Annotated in this window: 2 protein-coding genes; both read left to right on the top strand. The window is 66.5% G+C overall.

What is annotated here, in order from left to right; all coding sequences use genetic code 11:
• Positions 1 to 5 precede the first annotated feature (5 nt).
• A complete protein-coding gene (locus tag PRtIB026_RS18060; protein ID WP_324256550.1) occupies positions 6 to 9,677 on the top strand; it encodes a non-ribosomal peptide synthetase in 9,672 nt (3,223 codons plus the stop codon).
• Position 9,678: 1 nt separating this feature from the next.
• On the top strand, positions 9,679 to 18,321 hold the full coding sequence (locus PRtIB026_RS18050) for an amino acid adenylation domain-containing protein (RefSeq protein WP_203652432.1): 8,643 nt from the start codon (positions 9,679 to 9,681) through the stop codon (positions 18,319 to 18,321).
• Positions 18,322 to 18,831: the final 510 nt, after the last annotated feature.

Below are 18,831 nucleotides of genomic sequence, written 5' to 3'. Positions count from 1 at the left end.
TCAAAGTGCAAGAGCTGCTCGACTCCGTAAAGTCGCTGTCCACCAGGGAGCGCAAGGCATTGGCAGCCTTGCTCAAGCGCCAGGGTGTCAACCTCTACGGGGTCACCCCGATCTTCAGAAGGGAATCTGCGGACGGGGCAGCGCTTTCATACGCACAGCAGCGCCAGTGGTTCCTCTGGCAGCTCGATCCGCACAGCGCCGCCTACAACATTCCGGCGGCGCTGCGGCTCAAGGGCGCGCTGGATATCGAGGCGTTGCAGCGCAGCTTCGACAGCCTGGTGGCGCGCCACGAGACCCTGCGCACCACCTTCCGCCAGGAGGGTGACGGCGCGGTGCAGGTCGTCCATCCGCCCTTGCCGCTGGCATTGGCGGTTGAGCCGTTCGCGGTTGCCGATCCGGCAAATCTGGAAGCGGCCATCCGTGCACGGGTGGAGGCCGAGGTGCAGCAACCCTTCGACCTGCAACAGGGCCCACTGCTGCGGGTCAGGCTGCTGGTGCTGGGGTCTGATGAGCATGTGCTGATTCTCACCGTGCACCATATCGTCTCCGATGGCTGGTCCACGCCGATCCTGGTGGACGAGCTGATCCGTCTTTACCAAGGCTTGCGCCAGGGCTCGCCGGTTACCCTGGCTGAGCTGCCGATCCAGTACGCCGACTACGCGTTGTGGCAGCGCGACTGGATGGAAGCGGGCGAGCAGGAGCGCCAGCTCGGCTACTGGCGCCAGCAGCTGGCCGGCGAGCAGCCGCTGCTGGAGCTGCCCGTCGACCGTCCGCGGCCGTCGGTGCAGAACTTCCATGGCGCGCGGCTGGCCATCGATATCGATGCCTCCCTGGCCCAGGCGCTCAAGGCCTTGGCGCGTCAGCAGGGGGTGACCCTGTTCATGCTGTTGCTGGCGTCGTTCCAGACGCTGCTGCACCGCTACAGCGGCCAGGCCGATATCCGTGTCGGCGTGCCGGTGGCCAACCGTGCCCGGGCCGAAACCCAGGGGCTGATCGGCTTCTTCGTCAACACCCAGGTGCTCAAGGCCGAGTTCGCGCCGCAGACCACCTTCACCGTGTTGCTGCAGCAGGTCCGCGAGGCCGCGCTGCAGGCCCAGGCGCATCAGGACCTGCCGTTCGAGCAACTGGTCGAGGCGCTGCAGCCTGAGCGCAGCATGAGCCACAACCCGCTGTTCCAGGTGCTGTTCAACCACCAGGCCGAAAGCCCGGGCATGGCCCGTCAGCTCGGCGAGCTGCAGGTCGAGGGCTTGAGCTGGGAAGGGCAGACCACCCAGTTCGACCTGATCCTCAACACCGCCGAACACGACGGCGGGCTGATCGCGGCACTGACCTACGCCACCTCGCTGTTCGACCCGGCCACGGTCGAGCGCATCGGCCGGCATTGGCGCAACCTGTTGCAGGGCATTTGCCAGGACCACGCGCAGCGTGTGGCGCAGTTGCCGTTGCTCGATGTGGCAGAGCAGGGCGAGTGGAAAGCTGATGTGCAGCAATATCCAGGCACGGCTTGTGCCCATGAGCTGATCGAGGCGCAGGCGGCACGTACGCCTGAGGCGGTCGCCGTGACCTTCGCCGGGCAGGCGCTGAGCTACGACCAGCTCAACCGCCGTGCCAACCGCCTGGCGCACAAGCTGCGTGAGCAGGGCGTGGGGCCGGATGTGCTGGTGGGCATCGCCGTGGAGCGCGGGTTCGAGATGATCGTCGGCCTGCTGGCGATCCTCAAGGCGGGTGGCGCCTATGTGCCGCTGGATCCGGAATACCCGCAGGACCGCCTGAGCTACATGATGGAAGACAGCGGTATTCAACTGTTGCTGACTCAAGGTCATCTGTTGGCCGATCTGCCTGTACCGGCGCAGGTCCGCAGCCTGAAGCTGGAAGACGATCTGGCTGGCTACAGCGATCAGAACCCTGCGCACCTGACGCAGCCGGACAACCTTGCCTATGTGATCTACACCTCGGGCTCCACCGGCAAGCCAAAAGGCACCTTGCTGCCGCACCACAACCTGCTGCGCCTGTTCAAGGCCACCGATGCCTGGTTCGGCTTCGGTCCGCAGGATGTATGGACGCTGTTCCACTCGTATGCCTTCGACTTCTCGGTGTGGGAGATCTTCGGTGCGCTGCTGCACGGCGGTCGCCTGGTGATCGTGCCGCGTGAGGTGACCCGTTCGCCGGAAGACTTCCACCAGTTGCTGGTGGAGCAGGGCGTGACCGTGCTCAACCAGACCCCGTCGGCGTTCAAGCCGCTGATGCGAGTGGCCTGTGACAGTGCTGATGATCTGGCCCTGCGCTACGTGATCTTCGGTGGCGAGGCCCTGGATGTGGCGGCACTGCAACCGTGGTTCGAACGCTTTGGTGAAGACTGCGACAACCTGATCAACATGTACGGCATCACCGAGACCACGGTCCACGTGACCTATCGGCCAATCGGCTTTGCCGACACGCAACAGGCGGGTAGCCCGATCGGTGCGGCGATCCCGGACCTGTCGATGTATGTACTGGATGCCGATTTCAATCCGGTGGCCAAGGGCTGCACGGGCGAGCTGCACGTTGGCCATGCCGGCCTGGCCCGCGGTTACCACAACCGTGCCTCGCTGACCGCCGAACGCTTCGTACCGGATCCGTTCTCCAGCGAAGGTGGACGTTTGTACCGGGCCGGCGACCTGGCGCGTTATCGCGGCCAGGAGGTGATCGAGTACGTGGGCCGGATCGACCATCAGGTGAAGATCCGCGGCTTCCGTATCGAACTGGGCGAAATCGAGGCGCGCCTGCAAGAACATGCCGCCGTGCGCGAAGTGCTGGTGCTGGATATCGACGGGGCAGGGGGCAAGCAACTGGCGGCTTACCTGATCGCTCAAGACGAAAATGCAGACCACGCTGCATTGCGTGACACGCTGAAACAGCACCTGAAAGCCAACCTCCCGGACTACATGGTTCCGACTCATTTCCTGGTGCTGGAACAGTGGCCGCTGACCGCCAACGGCAAGCTGGACCGCAAGGCCTTGCCGAAGCCGGACGCCAGCCAACTGCAACAAGGCTACGTGGCGCCACGTACGGCGCTGGAGCAACAACTGGCCGCGATCTGGAGCGAAGTGCTGAAGGTCGAGCAGGTCGGCCTGCACGACAACTTCTTCGAACTCGGCGGCCATTCGTTGCTGGCCACCCAAGTGACCTCGCGGATCCGCCAGCGCTTGGAGCTGGAAGTCCCGCTGCGCAGCCTGTTCGAGTCCGCCGACCTGCAGGCCTTTGCCCAGGCCGCAGGCCAAGGTTCGGCCAGCCAGGCGCCGGCGTTTACTGTCGTGGACCGCAGCCAGCCGCTGCCGCTGTCCTACGCCCAGCAACGCCAGTGGTTCCTCTGGCAGTTGGAGCCGGACAGCGCCGCCTACAACATCCCTTCGGCCCTGCGCCTGAAGGGCGAGCTGAACATCGAGGCCCTGCGCAGCAGCTTCGCCGCGCTGATTGCTCGTCATGAAACCCTGCGCACCACCTTCCATCAGGAAGGCGACCAAGCCTGTCAGCGCATCCACCTGGCCAGCGACTTCGACCTGGCTGTCGAAACGGTCAGCGCCGAAGCCCTGCAGGCACGTATCGTCGAGGAAACCGCCCAGCCATTCGATCTGGAGCACGGCCCGCTGCTGCGCGCCCGCCTGCTGCGCCTGGCCGCCGACGAGCATGTGCTGGTGCTGACCCTGCACCATATCGTCGCCGACGGCTGGTCGATGCCGGTCATGGTCGATGAAGTGGTGCGCCTGTATGCCGCTCATTGTCAGGGCATTGCCCCGCAACTGCCGGCCCTGGCGTTCCAGTACGCCGACTATGCGGCCTGGCAGCGCCAGTGGATGGAAGCCGGCGAGCAGGCTCGCCAGCTCGACTACTGGCGCCGACAGCTGGGTGATGAGCAACCGTTGCTGGAGCTGCCGACCGACCGTCCGCGGCCCCTGCAGCAGAACCACGCCGGCGCCCGCCTGGACATCCGTCTGGAGCGCGAGCTGGTCGAGGCCCTCAAGGCTACCGCACGGCAACAGGGCGTGACCCTGTTCATGCTGCTGCTGGCCTCGTTCCAGACACTGCTGCACCGTCTCAGTGGTCAATCGCAGGTGCGCGTCGGCGTGCCGGTGGCCAACCGCAACCGGGCCGAGACCGAGGGCCTGATTGGCTTCTTCGTCAACACCCAGGTGCTCGACGCCCGCTTTGACCTGCGCACCACTTTCGCCGAGCTGCTGCAACAGGTCCGCCAGACCGCCGTGCAGGCCCAGGCGCACCAGGACCTGCCGTTCGAACAACTGGTCGAGGCGCTGCAGCCCGAGCGCAGCATGAGCCACAGCCCGCTGTTCCAGGTGTTGTTCAACCACAAGGCGGAAAATCCCGGCATGGCCCAGGAGCTGGCCGGGCTGCGGATCGAGGGGCTGGACTGGGAAGAGCGCACCGCCCAGTTCGACCTGGTGCTCAACACGGTCGAGCATGGCGCCGGGCTGAGCGCCATCCTGACCTATGCCACCGCGTTGTTCGACCCGGCCACGGCCGAGCGTCTGGGCGGGTACTGGCGCAACCTGCTGCAGGGCATCTGCCAGGACAGCGGCCAGCGCGTGGCGCAGTTGCCGTTGCTCGATGCGGCAGAGCTGGTCGAGCTGCAAGCGGATGTGCAGCGTTATCCAAGCGCCGAGTGCGCTCATGTGCTGATCGAGGCGCAGGCGGTGCGTACGCCTGAGGCGATTGCCGTGGCCTTCGCCGGGCAGGCGCTGAGCTACGACCAGCTCAACCGCCGCGCCAACCGCCTGGCCCACAAGCTGCGCGAGCAGGGCGTGGGGCCGGATGTGCTGGTGGGCATCGCCGTGGAGCGCGGCTTCGAGATGATCGTCGGCCTGCTGGCGATTCTCAAGGCCGGGGGCGCCTATGTGCCACTGGATCCGGAATACCCGCAGGATCGCCTGAGCTACATGATGGAAGACAGCGGCATTCAACTGCTGCTGACGCAAGGTCACCTGATGGCGAATCTGCCCGTGCCGGCGCAGGTGCGTAGCTTGAAGCTGGAAGACGACCTGGCTGGCTACAGCGAGGAGAATCCCGCGCACCTGACTCAGCCGGACAATCTGGCCTACGTCATCTACACCTCGGGCTCGACCGGCAAGCCGAAAGGCACGCTGCTGCCGCACCACAACCTGCTGCGCCTGTTCAAGGCCACCGATGCCTGGTTCGGCTTCGGTCCGCAGGATGTATGGACGCTGTTCCACTCGTATGCCTTCGACTTCTCGGTGTGGGAGATCTTCGGTGCGCTGCTGCACGGCGGTCGCCTGGTGATCGTGCCGCGTGAGGTGACCCGTTCGCCGGAAGACTTCCACCAGTTGCTGGTGGAGCAGGGCGTGACCGTGCTCAACCAGACCCCGTCGGCGTTCAAGCCGCTGATGCGAGTGGCCTGTGACAGTGCTGATGATCTGGCCCTGCGCTACGTGATCTTCGGTGGCGAGGCCCTGGATGTGGCGGCACTGCAACCGTGGTTCGAACGCTTTGGTGAAGACTGCGACAACCTGATCAACATGTACGGCATCACCGAGACCACGGTCCACGTGACCTATCGGCCAATCGGCTTTGCCGACACGCAACAGGCGGGTAGCCCGATCGGTGCGGCGATCCCGGACCTGTCGATGTATGTACTGGATGCCGATTTCAATCCGGTGGCCAAGGGCTGCACGGGCGAGCTGCACGTTGGCCATGCCGGCCTGGCCCGCGGTTACCACAACCGCGCTTCGCTGACTGCCGAGCGCTTCGTGCCGGATCCGTTCTCCAGCGAAGGCGGACGTCTGTACCGCACCGGCGACCTGGCCCGTTATCGCGGCCAGGACGTGATCGAATATGTGGGCCGGATCGACCATCAAGTGAAGATCCGTGGCTTCCGTATCGAACTGGGCGAAATCGAGGCACGCCTGCAAGAGCATGCCGCCGTACGCGAAGTGCTGGTGCTGGATATCGACGGGGCAGGGGGCAAGCAACTGGCTGCCTATCTGATCGCTCAGGATCCATCCGCCGATCACGCAACGCTGCGTGACACGCTGAAGCAGCACCTGAAAACCAACCTGCCGGACTACATGGTTCCGACGCACTTCCTGGTGCTGGACCAGTGGCCGCTGACCGCCAACGGCAAGCTGGACCGCAAGGCCCTGCCCAAGCCGGACGCCAGCCAACTGCAACAAGGCTACGTGGCCCCGCGTACGGACCTGGAGCAGCAACTGGCGGCAATCTGGAGTGAAGTGCTGAAGGTCGAGCAGGTCGGCCTGCTCGACAACTTCTTCGAACTCGGCGGCCACTCGCTGCTGGCCACCCAGGTGACCTCGCGCATTCGCCAGCGCCTGAACCTGGAAGTTTCGCTGCGCAGCCTGTTCGAGTCCGCCGACCTGCAGGCCTTCGCCCAGGCTGCCGGCCAGGGTTCGGCCAGCCAGGCACCGGCGTTCACTGTCGTGGACCGCAGCCAACCGCTGCCGTTGTCCTATGCCCAGCAACGCCAGTGGTTCCTCTGGCAGCTGGAGCCTGAAAGCACCGCCTACCATATCCCCGCAGCCCTGCAACTGAAGGGCCGGATCAACCTGGAGGCGCTGCGCCAGGCCTTCGAAGCCCTGGTCGCGCGGCATGAGAGCCTGCGTACCACCTTCGAGCAGCTCGGTGGCGAGGCGCGGCAGCATATCCAGGCGCCCACGACCTTCACCCTGGTCATGGAGTCGCTGCAGGACACCTCCACCGAGGCGGTCCGCGAACGCGTTGCCCGTGAGATCCAGCGCCCGTTCGACCTGACCCAGGGGCCGCTGCTGCGGGTACGCCTGCTGCGCCTGGCCGAGGACGAGCATGTGCTGGTGCTGACCCTGCACCATATCGTCGCCGATGGCTGGTCGATGCCGATCATGGTCGATGAGGTGGTGAGCGCCTACCTGGCCTTGAGCCAGGGCCGCCAGCCCGAGCTGCCGGCCCTGGCCGTGCAGTACGCCGACTATGCCGCCTGGCAGCGCCAGTGGATGGCGGCCGGCGAGCAGGCCCGCCAGCTCGATTACTGGCTGGCCCAGCTGGGCGGCGAGCACTATGTGCTGCAACTGCCCACCGATCACCCGCGCCCCACCGTGCAGAGCCACGCCGGACGCAGCCTCGCCATCGAGGTACCGGCGCCGCTGGTCCAGGCCCTGAAGGCCCAGGCGCGACAGCAAGGGGTGACGCTGTTCATGCTGCTGCTGGCCTCGTTCCAGAGCCTGCTGCACCGCCAGACCGGGCAGGCCGACATCCGCGTCGGCGTGCCGATCGCCAACCGCACCCGGGCCGAGACCGAGGGGCTGATCGGCTTCTTCGTCAACACCCAGGTGCTCAAGGCGCAGTTCGAGCTGCACACGACCTTCAGCGAGCTGCTGCAGCAGGTCAAGCACACTGCGCTGCAGGCCCAGGCCCACCAGGACCTGCCGTTCGAGCAACTGGTCGAGGCGCTGCAGCCAGAGCGCAGCCTGAGCCACAACCCGCTGTTCCAGGTGATGTTCAACCACCAGGCCCAGCGCCCGGACCAGGCCCGCGAGTTGCCGGGCTTGAGCATCGAAGGCCTGAGCTGGGGCAACCCCACGGCGCATCTGGACCTGGCCCTGGACACCTTTGAAAGCGAGGATGGCCTGGGCGCGACCCTGACCTACGTCAGCGACCTGTTCGAGCACGCCACCATCGAGCGCATGGCCGCGCACTGGCTCAACCTGTTGCAGGCGGTCAGCACCCAGCCGGCCCAGCGCATCGTCGAGCTGCCGCTGCTGGACGCGGCGCAGCGCCAGACCATCCTTGAGCAATGGAGCCGGCACGAGGCGGTCTACCCCGACCAGCGCACCGTGCAGCAGCTGATCGCCGACCAGGCCGCGCGCACGCCGCAGGCCACGGCGCTGATCTGCGAAGGGCAGCAGCTCAGCTACCAGGCCCTGGACCAGCGCGCCAACCAGCTGGCCCACCGCTTGCGCGAGGAAGGCATCGGCCCGGACGTGCGCGTCGGCATCGCCCTGCCGCGCAGCCTGGACATGGTGGTCGGCCTGCTGGCGGTGCTCAAGGCCGGCGGCGCCTATGTGCCGCTGGACCCCGACTACCCGCACGAGCGCCTGGCCTACATGATGGAGGACAGCGGCATCGTCCTGCTGCTTGGCCACAGCACGCAGCTGCAAGGCCTGGCGGTGGCGCCGCAGGTGCGCTGCCTGTGCCTGGACAGCGAACCCCTCGACGCCTGGCCGAACGATGCGCTGCCTGAACTGGGCGACCCCGACAACCTGGCGTACATCATGTACACCTCCGGTTCCACCGGCCGCCCCAAGGGCGTGGGCATCAGCGCCGCGGCCCTGAGCCGGCACGCCCATGTCGCCAAGGGCTTCTGCGGGCTGTCGGCGGCCGACCGGGTGCTGCAGTTCTCCACCTTCAACTTCGACGCCTTCGTCGAGCAGCTGTACCCGGCGCTGATCTGCGGCGCCAGCGTGGTGGTGCGTGGCCCGACGCTGTGGGACAGCGAGACCTTCTACCGCGAACTGGTGACCCAAGGCATCACCTTCGCCGACCTGCCGACCGCCTACTGGCACCTGCTGGCCAAGGACTTCGCGGCCAAGGGTCCGCGGGACTACGGCCAGCTGCGGCGCATCCACATGGGCGGCGAGGCCATGGCCGCCGACGCCGTGCTGGCCTGGCAACAGGCCGGGCTCGGCCATGTGCGCCTGCTCAACACCTACGGGCCGACCGAGGCCACCGTCAGTGTCATGAGCCATGACTGCAGCGCCTATGTCACCGGCGAGCAGCCCCTGCCGGTGCAGATCCCGATCGGCAAGGCCCTGGCCGGCCGCTCGATCCACCTGGTGGATGCCGACGGTGACCTGGCCCTGCCTGGGGCCATCGGCGAACTGCTGGTCGGTGGCGAATTGCTTGCCCGCGGCTATCACAACCGCCCGGGGTTGACTGCCGAGCGCTTCATCCCCGATCCGTTCGCCAGCACACCGGGTGGGCGTCTGTACCGTACCGGCGACCTGGCGCGCTACCGCGAGCAGGGTGTGGTCGAGTATGCCGGGCGCATCGACCATCAGGTGAAGATCCGCGGCTTCCGTATCGAACTGGGCGAGATCGAGGCACGTCTGCGCGAGCACCCGGCAGTGCGCGAGGTGCTGGTGGTCGATATCGATGGCCCGGGCGGCAAGCAGCTGGCCGCCTACCTGGTGCCCGACGCGATGCCCGAGGAGGACGCTGGCCTGCGCGCCGAACTGAAGGCGCACCTGGGCGCCAGCCTGCCGGACTACATGGTGCCGATGTACCTGGTGCTGCTCGAGCGCATGCCGCTGCTGCCCAACGGCAAGCTCGACCGCAAGGCGCTGCCGGCCCCCGATACCCGTCAGGCGCAGTCGGCCTACGTGGCCCCGGTCAGCGAGCTGGAACAGCAGCTGGCGGCGCTCTGGGCCGAGGTGCTGGAGGTCGAGCGGGTGGGCCTGATGGATGACTTCTTCGAGCTGGGCGGGCATTCGCTGCTGGCGGCCCAGCTGATTTCCAAGATCAACTCGGGCCTGGGGATCGACATCCCGCTGCGCCTGCTATTCGAGAAACCGCAATTGAATGATTTTGCCCAGGCCTGTGCCTCCACCGGTCTGTCGTTGAGCGAGGACGGCTTGTCCGATATCGAAAGAATGATGAATGAAATGGCGGGCGTCTGAGATGGACAAGAGCACAGCAGAACGTATCGCCAAGCGCTTTGTGGGCCTTGCCCTGGAGCAGCGTCGGCAGATCCTCGACAAGATGCGCGAGACCGGGCAGAGCTTCCGCCTACTGCCGATCGCCGTCACCCGCCACGACAGCCCGCGCATCCCGCTGTCCTATGCCCAGCAGCGCATGCTGTTCCTCTGGCAGCTGGAGCCGCAGAGCAGCTTCTACAACGTGCCGATGGCGGTGCGCCTGAGCGGCTCGCTGAACCAGCAGGCCCTGGCCGAGGCCCTGGACGCGCTGGTGCGGCGTCACGAAAGCCTGCGCACGCGTTTTGTCTCTGAAGAGGGTGAGTTCCACCAGCAGGTCCTTGAGCAGTCGGGCGTGAGCCTGGAGGTGCGTGAGGTGCAGGCCGGGCCGGGCGAAGATCTTGAACAGTGCCTGCGCGGCGCGGTGCGCGAGGCGCTGGATGCGCCCTTTGACCTGCTCGAAGGGCCGCTGCTGCGGGTCCGCTTGCTGCGCCTGGCGCCCAGCGAGCATGTGCTGACGGTGTGCATGCACCATATCGTCTCCGACGGCTGGTCGGGCGAGCTGATGGTGCAGGAGTTCGTGCACCTGTACGAAGCGCTGTCCCAGGGCCGTGCCGCCGACCTGCCGCCGCTCGAGGTGCAGTACGCCGACTATGCCATCTGGCAGCGCGCCTGGCTCGAGGCCGGCGAGGGCGAGCGCCAGTTGCAGTACTGGAAGCAGCAGCTGGGGGATGAGCACCCGGTGCTGGAACTGCCATTGGATCATGAGCGCCCGGCGCACCCCAGCTACCGCGGCGCGACCCTGCGCAGCGATGTGCCGGCGACGCTGTCGGCCAAGCTCAAGGCCCAGGCGCGCAGCCAGGGCCAGACCGTGTTCATGCTGACCCTCGCGGCCCTGGCCGTGACCCTGGCGCGCTACAGCGGCCAGGCCGACATCCGCATCGGTGCGCCCAACGCCGGGCGCAACCGCAAGGAAGTCGAAGGCCTGATCGGCTTCTTCATCAACACCCAGGTGCTGCGGGTGCAGGTGGACGAGCGTCAGAGCGGCGCGGCCCTGCTGGAACAGGTGAAGCAGGTCGTCAGTGGAGCGCAGTCACATCAGGAACTGCCGTTCGAGCACCTGGTGGATGCCCTGGCGCCGGAGCGCACGCTGGGCCACAACCCGTTGTTCCAGGTGAAGATCAACCAGAACCTGGCCGACAGCGAAGCCGCCGCCCAGGCCCGGCAGACGCTGGGCGGCCTGAGCGTCAGCGGTTTTTCGGTCGAAGGCCGCGATGCCCGCTTCGACCTGGCCTTCGACTTCTCCGAAACGCCCGACGGCCTGCAAGGCTACTTCACCTACAGCACCGACCTGTTCGAAGCCGCGACCATCGAACGCATCGCTGCTTCGTTCCAGGCGGTGCTGCGCACCCTCGTGGAGCATCCTGAGGCGGCGCTGTTCGAGCATCCCGATACCCAGGCCGCGCAGGTCGAGACCAACCTGCGGGACTGGTCGCAGCCGGACTTCCTCGCCCTGTGGCGCCAGGGCTTGCAGGTCGGTGCCGGGCAGCCGGCGCTGCGCGCGGGTGATCGGATGGTCAGCTACACAGAGCTGGAGCAGCAGGCCAATCGCTTCGCCCACTATCTGAAGGCGCAGGGCATCGCCCCCGGCATGACCGTGGCGCTGTGCCAGGAGCGCTCCATCGAGTGGGTGACCAGCCTGCTGGCCGTGCTCAAGCTGGGTGCGGTGTACCTGCCGCTGGACAGCCGCCAGCCCGCCGAACGCCTGCAGCAACTGCTGCAGGCCAGTGGCGCGCGGTTGCTGGTGCATGCCTTGGGCGATGCCCAGGCGGCGGGGCTGGGCGTATGCCCGGCGTTGGCCTATGACGCGGCGCAGCACGCTGACTGCAGCGACCAGCCACCGGCGGTACACATCGAACCGCAGCAAGCGGCCTACATCATCTACACCTCGGGTTCCACCGGGCAGCCCAAGGGCGTGGTGATCAGCCACGGCGCGCTGGCCAACTACCTGCAGGGCGTGCTGCAACGCCTCGACCTGCAACCCGGCGCCAGCCTGGCGATGGTCTCCACCGTGGCCGCGGACCTCGGTCACACCGTGCTGTTCGGCGCGCTGGCCTCGGGCCGGCTGCTGCACCTGCTGGGCCACGACCAGGGCTTCGACCCGGACAGCTTTGCCAGCTACATGGCCGAGCACCGGGTCGATGTGCTGAAGATCGTGCCCAGTCATCTGCAAGGCCTGCTGCAGGCCGCGCAGCCTGAGCGGGTGTTGCCCGAACAGCTGCTGATCCTTGGCGGCGAAGCCAGCTCCTGGGCCCTGATCGAGCAGGTCCGGCGCCTGAAGCCCGGTTGCCGGATCATCAACCACTACGGTCCGACCGAGACCACCGTGGGCATCCTCACCCACGAAGTCGGCGAACGCCTGCCCGGCTGGCGCAGCGTGCCGGTGGGTCGACCATTGGATAACGGCCAGGCGCGGGTGCTGGATGCCTACCTCAACCCGCTGCCCGAGCGGGTGGCCGGCGAGCTGTACCTGGGTGGCCAGGGCCTGGCCCAGGGCTATGTCGGCCAGCCGGGCCTGACCGCCGAGCGGTTCGTCCCCGATCCCTTTGGCCACAACGGCGAGCGGCTGTACCGTGCCGGTGACCGCGCGCGCCTGGATCAGGGCGTGCTGGAGTACCTGGGCCGTGGCGACGACCAGGTGAAGATCCGCGGCTACCGGGTCGAGCCGGGCGAGGTCGGCCAGGTGCTGCAAGGCCTGCCCGGCGTCGGCGAGGCCGTGGTGCTGGCGCTGCCCCTGGACAGCGATCCGACGCGCCTGCAACTGGTGGCCTGGGCCGTGCCGGCGGCGGGCGTGGAGCTGCAGGCCGAGGCGTTGCGCCAGGCCCTGCAGGCGCGCCTGCCGGAGTACCTGATGCCGGCTCAAGTGCTGTTGCTCGAGCGCCTGCCGCTGACCGCCAACGGCAAGCTGGACAAAAAGGCGCTGCCCAAACCGGGAGTGGCCAGGCAGCGCTACACCGCGCCGGTGGGCGAAATCGAGGAGAAACTTGCCGCGATCTGGTGCGAAGTGCTCAAGCGCGAGCAAGTGGGCAGCACCGATAACTTCTTCGAGATGGGCGGCGATTCCATCCTCAGCCTGCAGATCATCGCCCGGGCCAAGCGCCAGGGCATCAAGCTGAGCCCCAAGCAGTTGTTCGAGAAGCAGACCATCGGCCAACTGGCGGCGGTGGCCAAGCTGATCGAGAAGAAACCGGCGGCCGAGGTGGTCGAGCAGGTCAGCGGCAGTCTGCCGTTGCTGCCGATCCAGGCGCGTTTCTTCGACACCGCGATTCCCCAGCGTCACCACTGGAACCAGGCGGTGCTGCTGAGCCCGCGCCAGCCGTTGACGGTGGCGTTGCTGCAGCCCGCGCTCAAGCTGCTGGTGGCGCAGCACGACGCCTTGCGCCTGCGATTCAGCGAAGACCAGGGGCAGTGGCAGGGGCAGTTCGCGCCGGTCGATGCACAGCAGTTGCTGTGGGTGCATCAGCTTGACGATGCCGCGCGCCTGCCGGAGCTGGCCGATGAGGCCCAGCGCAGCCTGGACCTGAAGCATGGCCCGCTGCTGCGGGTGGTGCTGATCGACCTGCCCGAAGGCCAGCAGCGTCTGCTGGTGGTGATTCATCACCTGGTGGTCGACGGCGTGTCCTGGCGCGTCCTGCTCGAAGACCTGCAGGCGGCCTGCCAGGCCCTGGCGGCCGCCAAGACGCCGGTACTGCCGGCCAAGAGCAGCTCGCTCAAGGCCTGGGCCGAGCACCTGCGCGAGCATGCCCGCAGCCCCGCGCTGGTGGCCGAGTTGGCCTACTGGCAGGCGCAGTTGCAGGGTGTCAGCGACGCCCTGCCTGGGGCGAACCCTGAGGGCGGCCAGCAGCGCAAGCATGAGATCTCGGTGCGCACCCGACTGAACGCCGAGCTGACCCGGCAACTGCTGCAAGAGGCGCCAGCCGCCTACCGCACCCAGGTCAACGACCTGCTGCTGACGGCGCTGGCCCGGGTCATCCGCCGCTGGACCGGCGAGGCGCATGCGCTGATCCGCCTGGAAGGCCATGGCCGTGAAGACCTGTTCGACGACCTCGATATCACCCGCACGGTGGGTTGGTTCAGTAGCCTGTATCCATTGAAACTGACCCCGGCAAGCGAGATGGGCGCGTCGATCATGGCGGTCAAGGAGCAGCTGCGCGCGGTGCCGGCCAAGGGTATCGGCTACGGCGTGCTGCGCTACCTGGGCGACGAGCAGGCCCGCCAGGCCCTCGGCGCCCTGGCCCAGGGCAGCATCGTGTTCAACTACCTGGGGCAGTTCGACGGCAGCTTCGACAGCGAGCAGGGCCTGTTCGTCCCGGCGCCGGAAGGCGCGGGGCCGGGGCAGAGCCCGGAGGCGCCGCTGGGCAGCCTGCTCAGCATCGATGGCCAGGTTTACGCCGGCGAGCTGGCCCTGGACTGGAGCTTCAGCAGCGCCGTGTTCGAGCGCGGACAGATCCAGCGCCTGGCCGACGAATACACCGAGGAACTGCGCCTGCTGATCGCCCATTGCACCACCGCTGGCGTGGCGGGCGTGACGCCGTCGGACTTCCCGCTGGCCCGCCTTGACCAGCGCCAGCTGGCGGCGTTGCCGGTGGCCGCGAGCAATATCGAGGACATCTACCCGTTGTCGCCGATGCAGCAGGGCATGCTGTTCCACAGCCTCTACGAGCAGGCGGCGGGCAACTACATCAACCAGCTGCGGGTCGAGGTGCAGGGCCTGGATGTGCCGCGCTTCGTCGCGGCCTGGCAGGCCACCCTGGACAGCCACGAGGTACTGCGCAGCAGCTTTGTCAGCGGTTACGACCAGTCGCTGCAGGTCGTCCTGCGCGAGGCACGCCTGCCGCTGGTGGAGCTGGACTGGCGCGACCAGGCCGACCTGCCTACGGCGTTGCAGGCCTGGGCCGAGGCCGACCTGCGCGCCGGCTTCGACCTCGCCTGCGGCCCGCTGCTGCGCCTGGCGGTAATCCGTACCGGCGAGCAGCACTACCAGCTGGTGTTGACCAACCACCATATCCTGCTGGATGGCTGGAGCAGCTCGCGGCTGTTCGGCGAGGTGCTGCAGCGTTACGCCGGTGTTGTGCCAGCGGCCAAGACCAGCCGTTACCGCGACTATATCCAGTGGCTGCAACGCCAGGACCAGACAGTCAGCGAGCGCTTCTGGCGCGAGCGCACCGCCGGCTTGAACGAACCCACCCGGCTGGCCCAGGCGTTCCGCTCCGAGGCTCATGGGCAGGGACAGGGTGAATATCCGGTGCTGCTCGACCCGCAACGCACCCAGCGCCTGGGCGAGTTTGCCCGGGAACAGCGGGTCACCCTTAACACTCTGGTCCAGGCGGCCTGGCTGCTGCTGTTGCAGCGCTATACCGGGCAGTCCAGCGTGACCTTCGGCGCCACCGTGGCAGGTCGCCCGGCCGAGTTGCCGGGTGTCGAGGAGCAGCTGGGGCTGTTCATCAATACCCTGCCGGTGATCGCCAGCCCGCGTCCGGAACAGACCGTGGGCGACTGGGTGCAGCAGGTCCAGGCGCTGAACCTGGCCTTGCGCGAGCACGAGCACACGCCGCTGTACGAGATCCAGCGCTGGGCCGGCTGGAGCGGCGAGGCGCTGTTCGACAATATCCTGGTGTTCGAAAACTATCCGGTGTCCGAGGCGCTTCAAGCCGGTGCGCCTCAGGAACTGGCATTTGGCGAAGTGGTCAGCCAGGAGCAGACCAACTATCCGCTGACCCTGGTGGCACAGGTGGGTGACAGGCTGCTGGCCAGCTTCAAGTTTGATCGCGCCAGTTATGCCGAATCGGCCGTCGAACAGTTGGCGGCGCACTTCGTCGAGCTGCTGGAAGGATTGGCGGACTCGTCGCAGCGGGCGCTGGGTGACCTGGCCTTGAGCGGGGCGGCGGAGCAGGAGATTGCCAGTTTCCCGAGCGAAGCCTGTGCTCATGTGCTGATCGAAGCGCAGGCGGCGCGCACGCCTGAAGCAGTCGCCGTGACCTTCGCCGGGCAGTCGCTGAGCTACGACCAGCTTAACCGCCGCGCCAACCGCCTGGCGCACAAGCTGCGCGAGCAGGGCGTGGGGCCGGATGTGCTGGTGGGCATCGCGGTGGATCGCGGTTTCGAGATGATTGTCGGCCTGCTGGCGATCCTCAAGGCGGGTGGCGCCTATGTGCCGCTGGATCCTGAATATCCGCAGGACCGCCTGAGCTACATGATGGAAGACAGCGGCATTCAACTGCTGCTGACGCAAGGCCATCTGCTGGTCGATCTGCCCGTACCGGCGCAGGTTCGCAGCCTGAAGCTGGAAGATGATCTGGCCGGCTACAGCGATGAGAATCCCGAGCACCTGAGCCAGCCGGATAACCTGGCCTATGTGATCTACACCTCGGGCTCCACCGGCAAGCCCAAAGGCACCTTGCTGCCGCACCACAACCTGCTGCGCCTGTTCAAGGCCACCGATGCCTGGTTCGGCTTCGGCCCGCAGGACGTGTGGACGCTGTTCCACTCGTACGCCTTCGACTTCTCCGTTTGGGAGATCTTCGGTGCGCTGCTGCACGGCGGTCGCCTGGTGATCGTGCCGCGTGAAACCACGCGCTCGCCGGAAGATTTCCACCAACTGCTGGTGGAGCAGGGCGTGACCGTGCTCAACCAGACCCCGTCGGCGTTCAAGCCGCTGATGCGAGTGGCCTGTGACAGCGCTGATGATCTGGCACTGCGCTACGTGATCTTCGGTGGCGAGGCTTTGGACGTTGCTGCACTGCAACCGTGGTTCGAGCGTTTCGGCGAGGACTGCGACAACCTGATCAACATGTACGGTATCACCGAGACCACGGTCCACGTGACCTACCGGCCGATCCGCTTTGCTGATACGCAACAGCCGGGTAGCCCGATCGGTGCGGCGATCCCGGACCTGTCGATGTATGTACTGGATGCCGACTTCAATCCGGTGGCCAAGGGCTGCACAGGCGAGCTGCACGTCGGCCATGCCGGCCTGGCCCGTGGTTACCACAACCGTGCCTCGCTGACCGCCGAACGCTTCGTACCGGATCCGTTCTCCAGCGAAGGCGGGCGCCTGTACCGCACCGGCGACCTGGCCCGTTATCGCGGCCAGGAAGTGATCGAATACGTGGGCCGGATCGACCATCAGGTGAAGATCCGTGGCTTCCGTATCGAACTGGGCGAAATCGAGGCGCGCCTGCAAGAACATGCCGCCGTACGCGAAGTGCTGGTGCTGGATATCGACGGGGCAGGGGGCAAGCAACTGGCCGCCTACCTGATCGCTCAAGACCCATCCGCCGATCATACAGTCCTGCGTGACACGCTGAAGCAACACCTGAAAGCCAACCTCCCGGACTACATGGTCCCCACGCACTTCCTGGTGCTGGACCAGTGGCCGCTGACCGCCAACGGCAAGCTGGACCGCAAGGCCCTGCCCAAGCCCGACGCCAGCCAGTTGCAACAAGGCTACGTGGCGCCACGTACGGAGCTGGAGCAACAGCTGGCGGCGATCTGGAGCGAAGTGCTGAAGGTCGAGCAGGTGGGTCTGCACGACAACTTCTTCGAACTGGGCGGCCACTCGCTGCTGGTGATCACCTTGGTAAACCGGGTGCGCGAAGCCTTCGCCACCAACATCAGCCTGCATGAGTTCATGCTGATGGCGAGCTTCGAGGAACTGGCGAACTTCATCGGCGGCGGCAAGGATCGCCTGAAATCGTCGGTGATCAACCTCAACGGTTGCCAACTGCAGCGTCCGGCGCTGTTCTGCCTGCCGCCGGGCGGTGGCGGTGCCTACGCCTACTACCCGCTGGCCAGCCGCCTGGCCGACGAGCGTCCGGTGTATGGCCTGGTCAACAAGTGCTACGCCGAGCCGGGCTGGGTGGACGAGTCCTGGGAGGCGATGGTCGGCTACTACGTCGAGCAGATTCGTCGTACCCAGGCCAATGGCCCTTACCATTTGCTGGGCTGGTCCCTGGGCGGCGCCCTGGCGCTGGAGGTGGCTCACGCCCTGGAGCAGGCAGGCCAGGAAGTGGGCTTCGTCGGCCTGGTCGATACCCTGCTGCCGAAGGACGTGTCCGGCCTTGAGGCCGAGCCCGTCGAGGTGGTGCAGGTGGCGCGGGCGGACGAGAGCCTGCTGTGGGGGCTGCTGGCTTTCGCTCCGGGTGTTGGTGAAGCCCGTATCGTCGGCTTTATCGAGGAGGCCGGGCGTCTGCCTGCCGGGGTCGACAGGACCGAGTGGGTCATCGAGCAGGTGGCCGCTGCCGGCGGTGTCAGCGCCGAGCGACTGCGGGCCATTCACGAGGATGTGCATCTGCAGCGGGAGATCGTTGATGGTTTCGCTGTCCTTGATCGCAACGTCGAACTGAGCCAGGCGTTTCGCCTGCGGCCGCTGGCGGTCCGGGTGGATTGCTGGTGGGCCAGCGAGAGTCGTAGTCTGGAGCGGGTGCGTATGGGGGAGGCGGGGTTGCTGGCGCAGGCTTCGGTCAACGGGTTGGCCAGTTCTACGGTGATCGCTGATGGGCATGAGGGGGTTATCAATGCCGTGGCGTTTGTCGATGGGCTGGTGGGGCGGTTGGCTGGTAAGGCTTGAGGTTGGTGGGTGATGAGGAACGGGTGGGGCGTTGGGTTCTACCCGATTTTTATTGCGTGCCTGGTGATTTTTATGGTGCCTTAGTTGTCAGCGATTTGAAAAATATTGTTGTTGGATGGTTTTGTAAGTTGTAGGCGCATTCATTTGCGATGTCGATGCTTATTCACCTTTCCGCCCTTACGGCGGGTTACTTTGGTCTTGGCCAAAGTAACCAAAGTCGCCTCGCTCCATTCATCCGGCCCTACGCTTCGCTCCGGGTCCCCTCACTACGGCCTTGCTCCCGGGAGGACCGCGCTGCAGGGCCCATCCTGGGCCCCAGCGCTTGACGGGCATCCATGCCCGTCACCTCCCTCCGCAAGTCCTGCGTTCGGCCTCCTGAAGTCGCGAAGTTACGAGCGGCGCCTGGACTGGCGCAGCTGTCGCTAGTTGGAAGTTTAGTTAATCTCTCGATCGCATCGCGGGGCAAGCCCGCTCCTACACGATAGTCGCCGTTATATAAATCCCTGTAGG

It is taken from the genome of Pseudomonas sp. RtIB026 (genome assembly GCF_016861355.2).
Lineage (GTDB): Bacteria > Pseudomonadota > Gammaproteobacteria > Pseudomonadales > Pseudomonadaceae > Aquipseudomonas > Aquipseudomonas peradeniyensis.
Note: the sequence above shows the minus strand (reverse complement) of the source record. Positions and strands in the feature narration are given on the sequence as shown.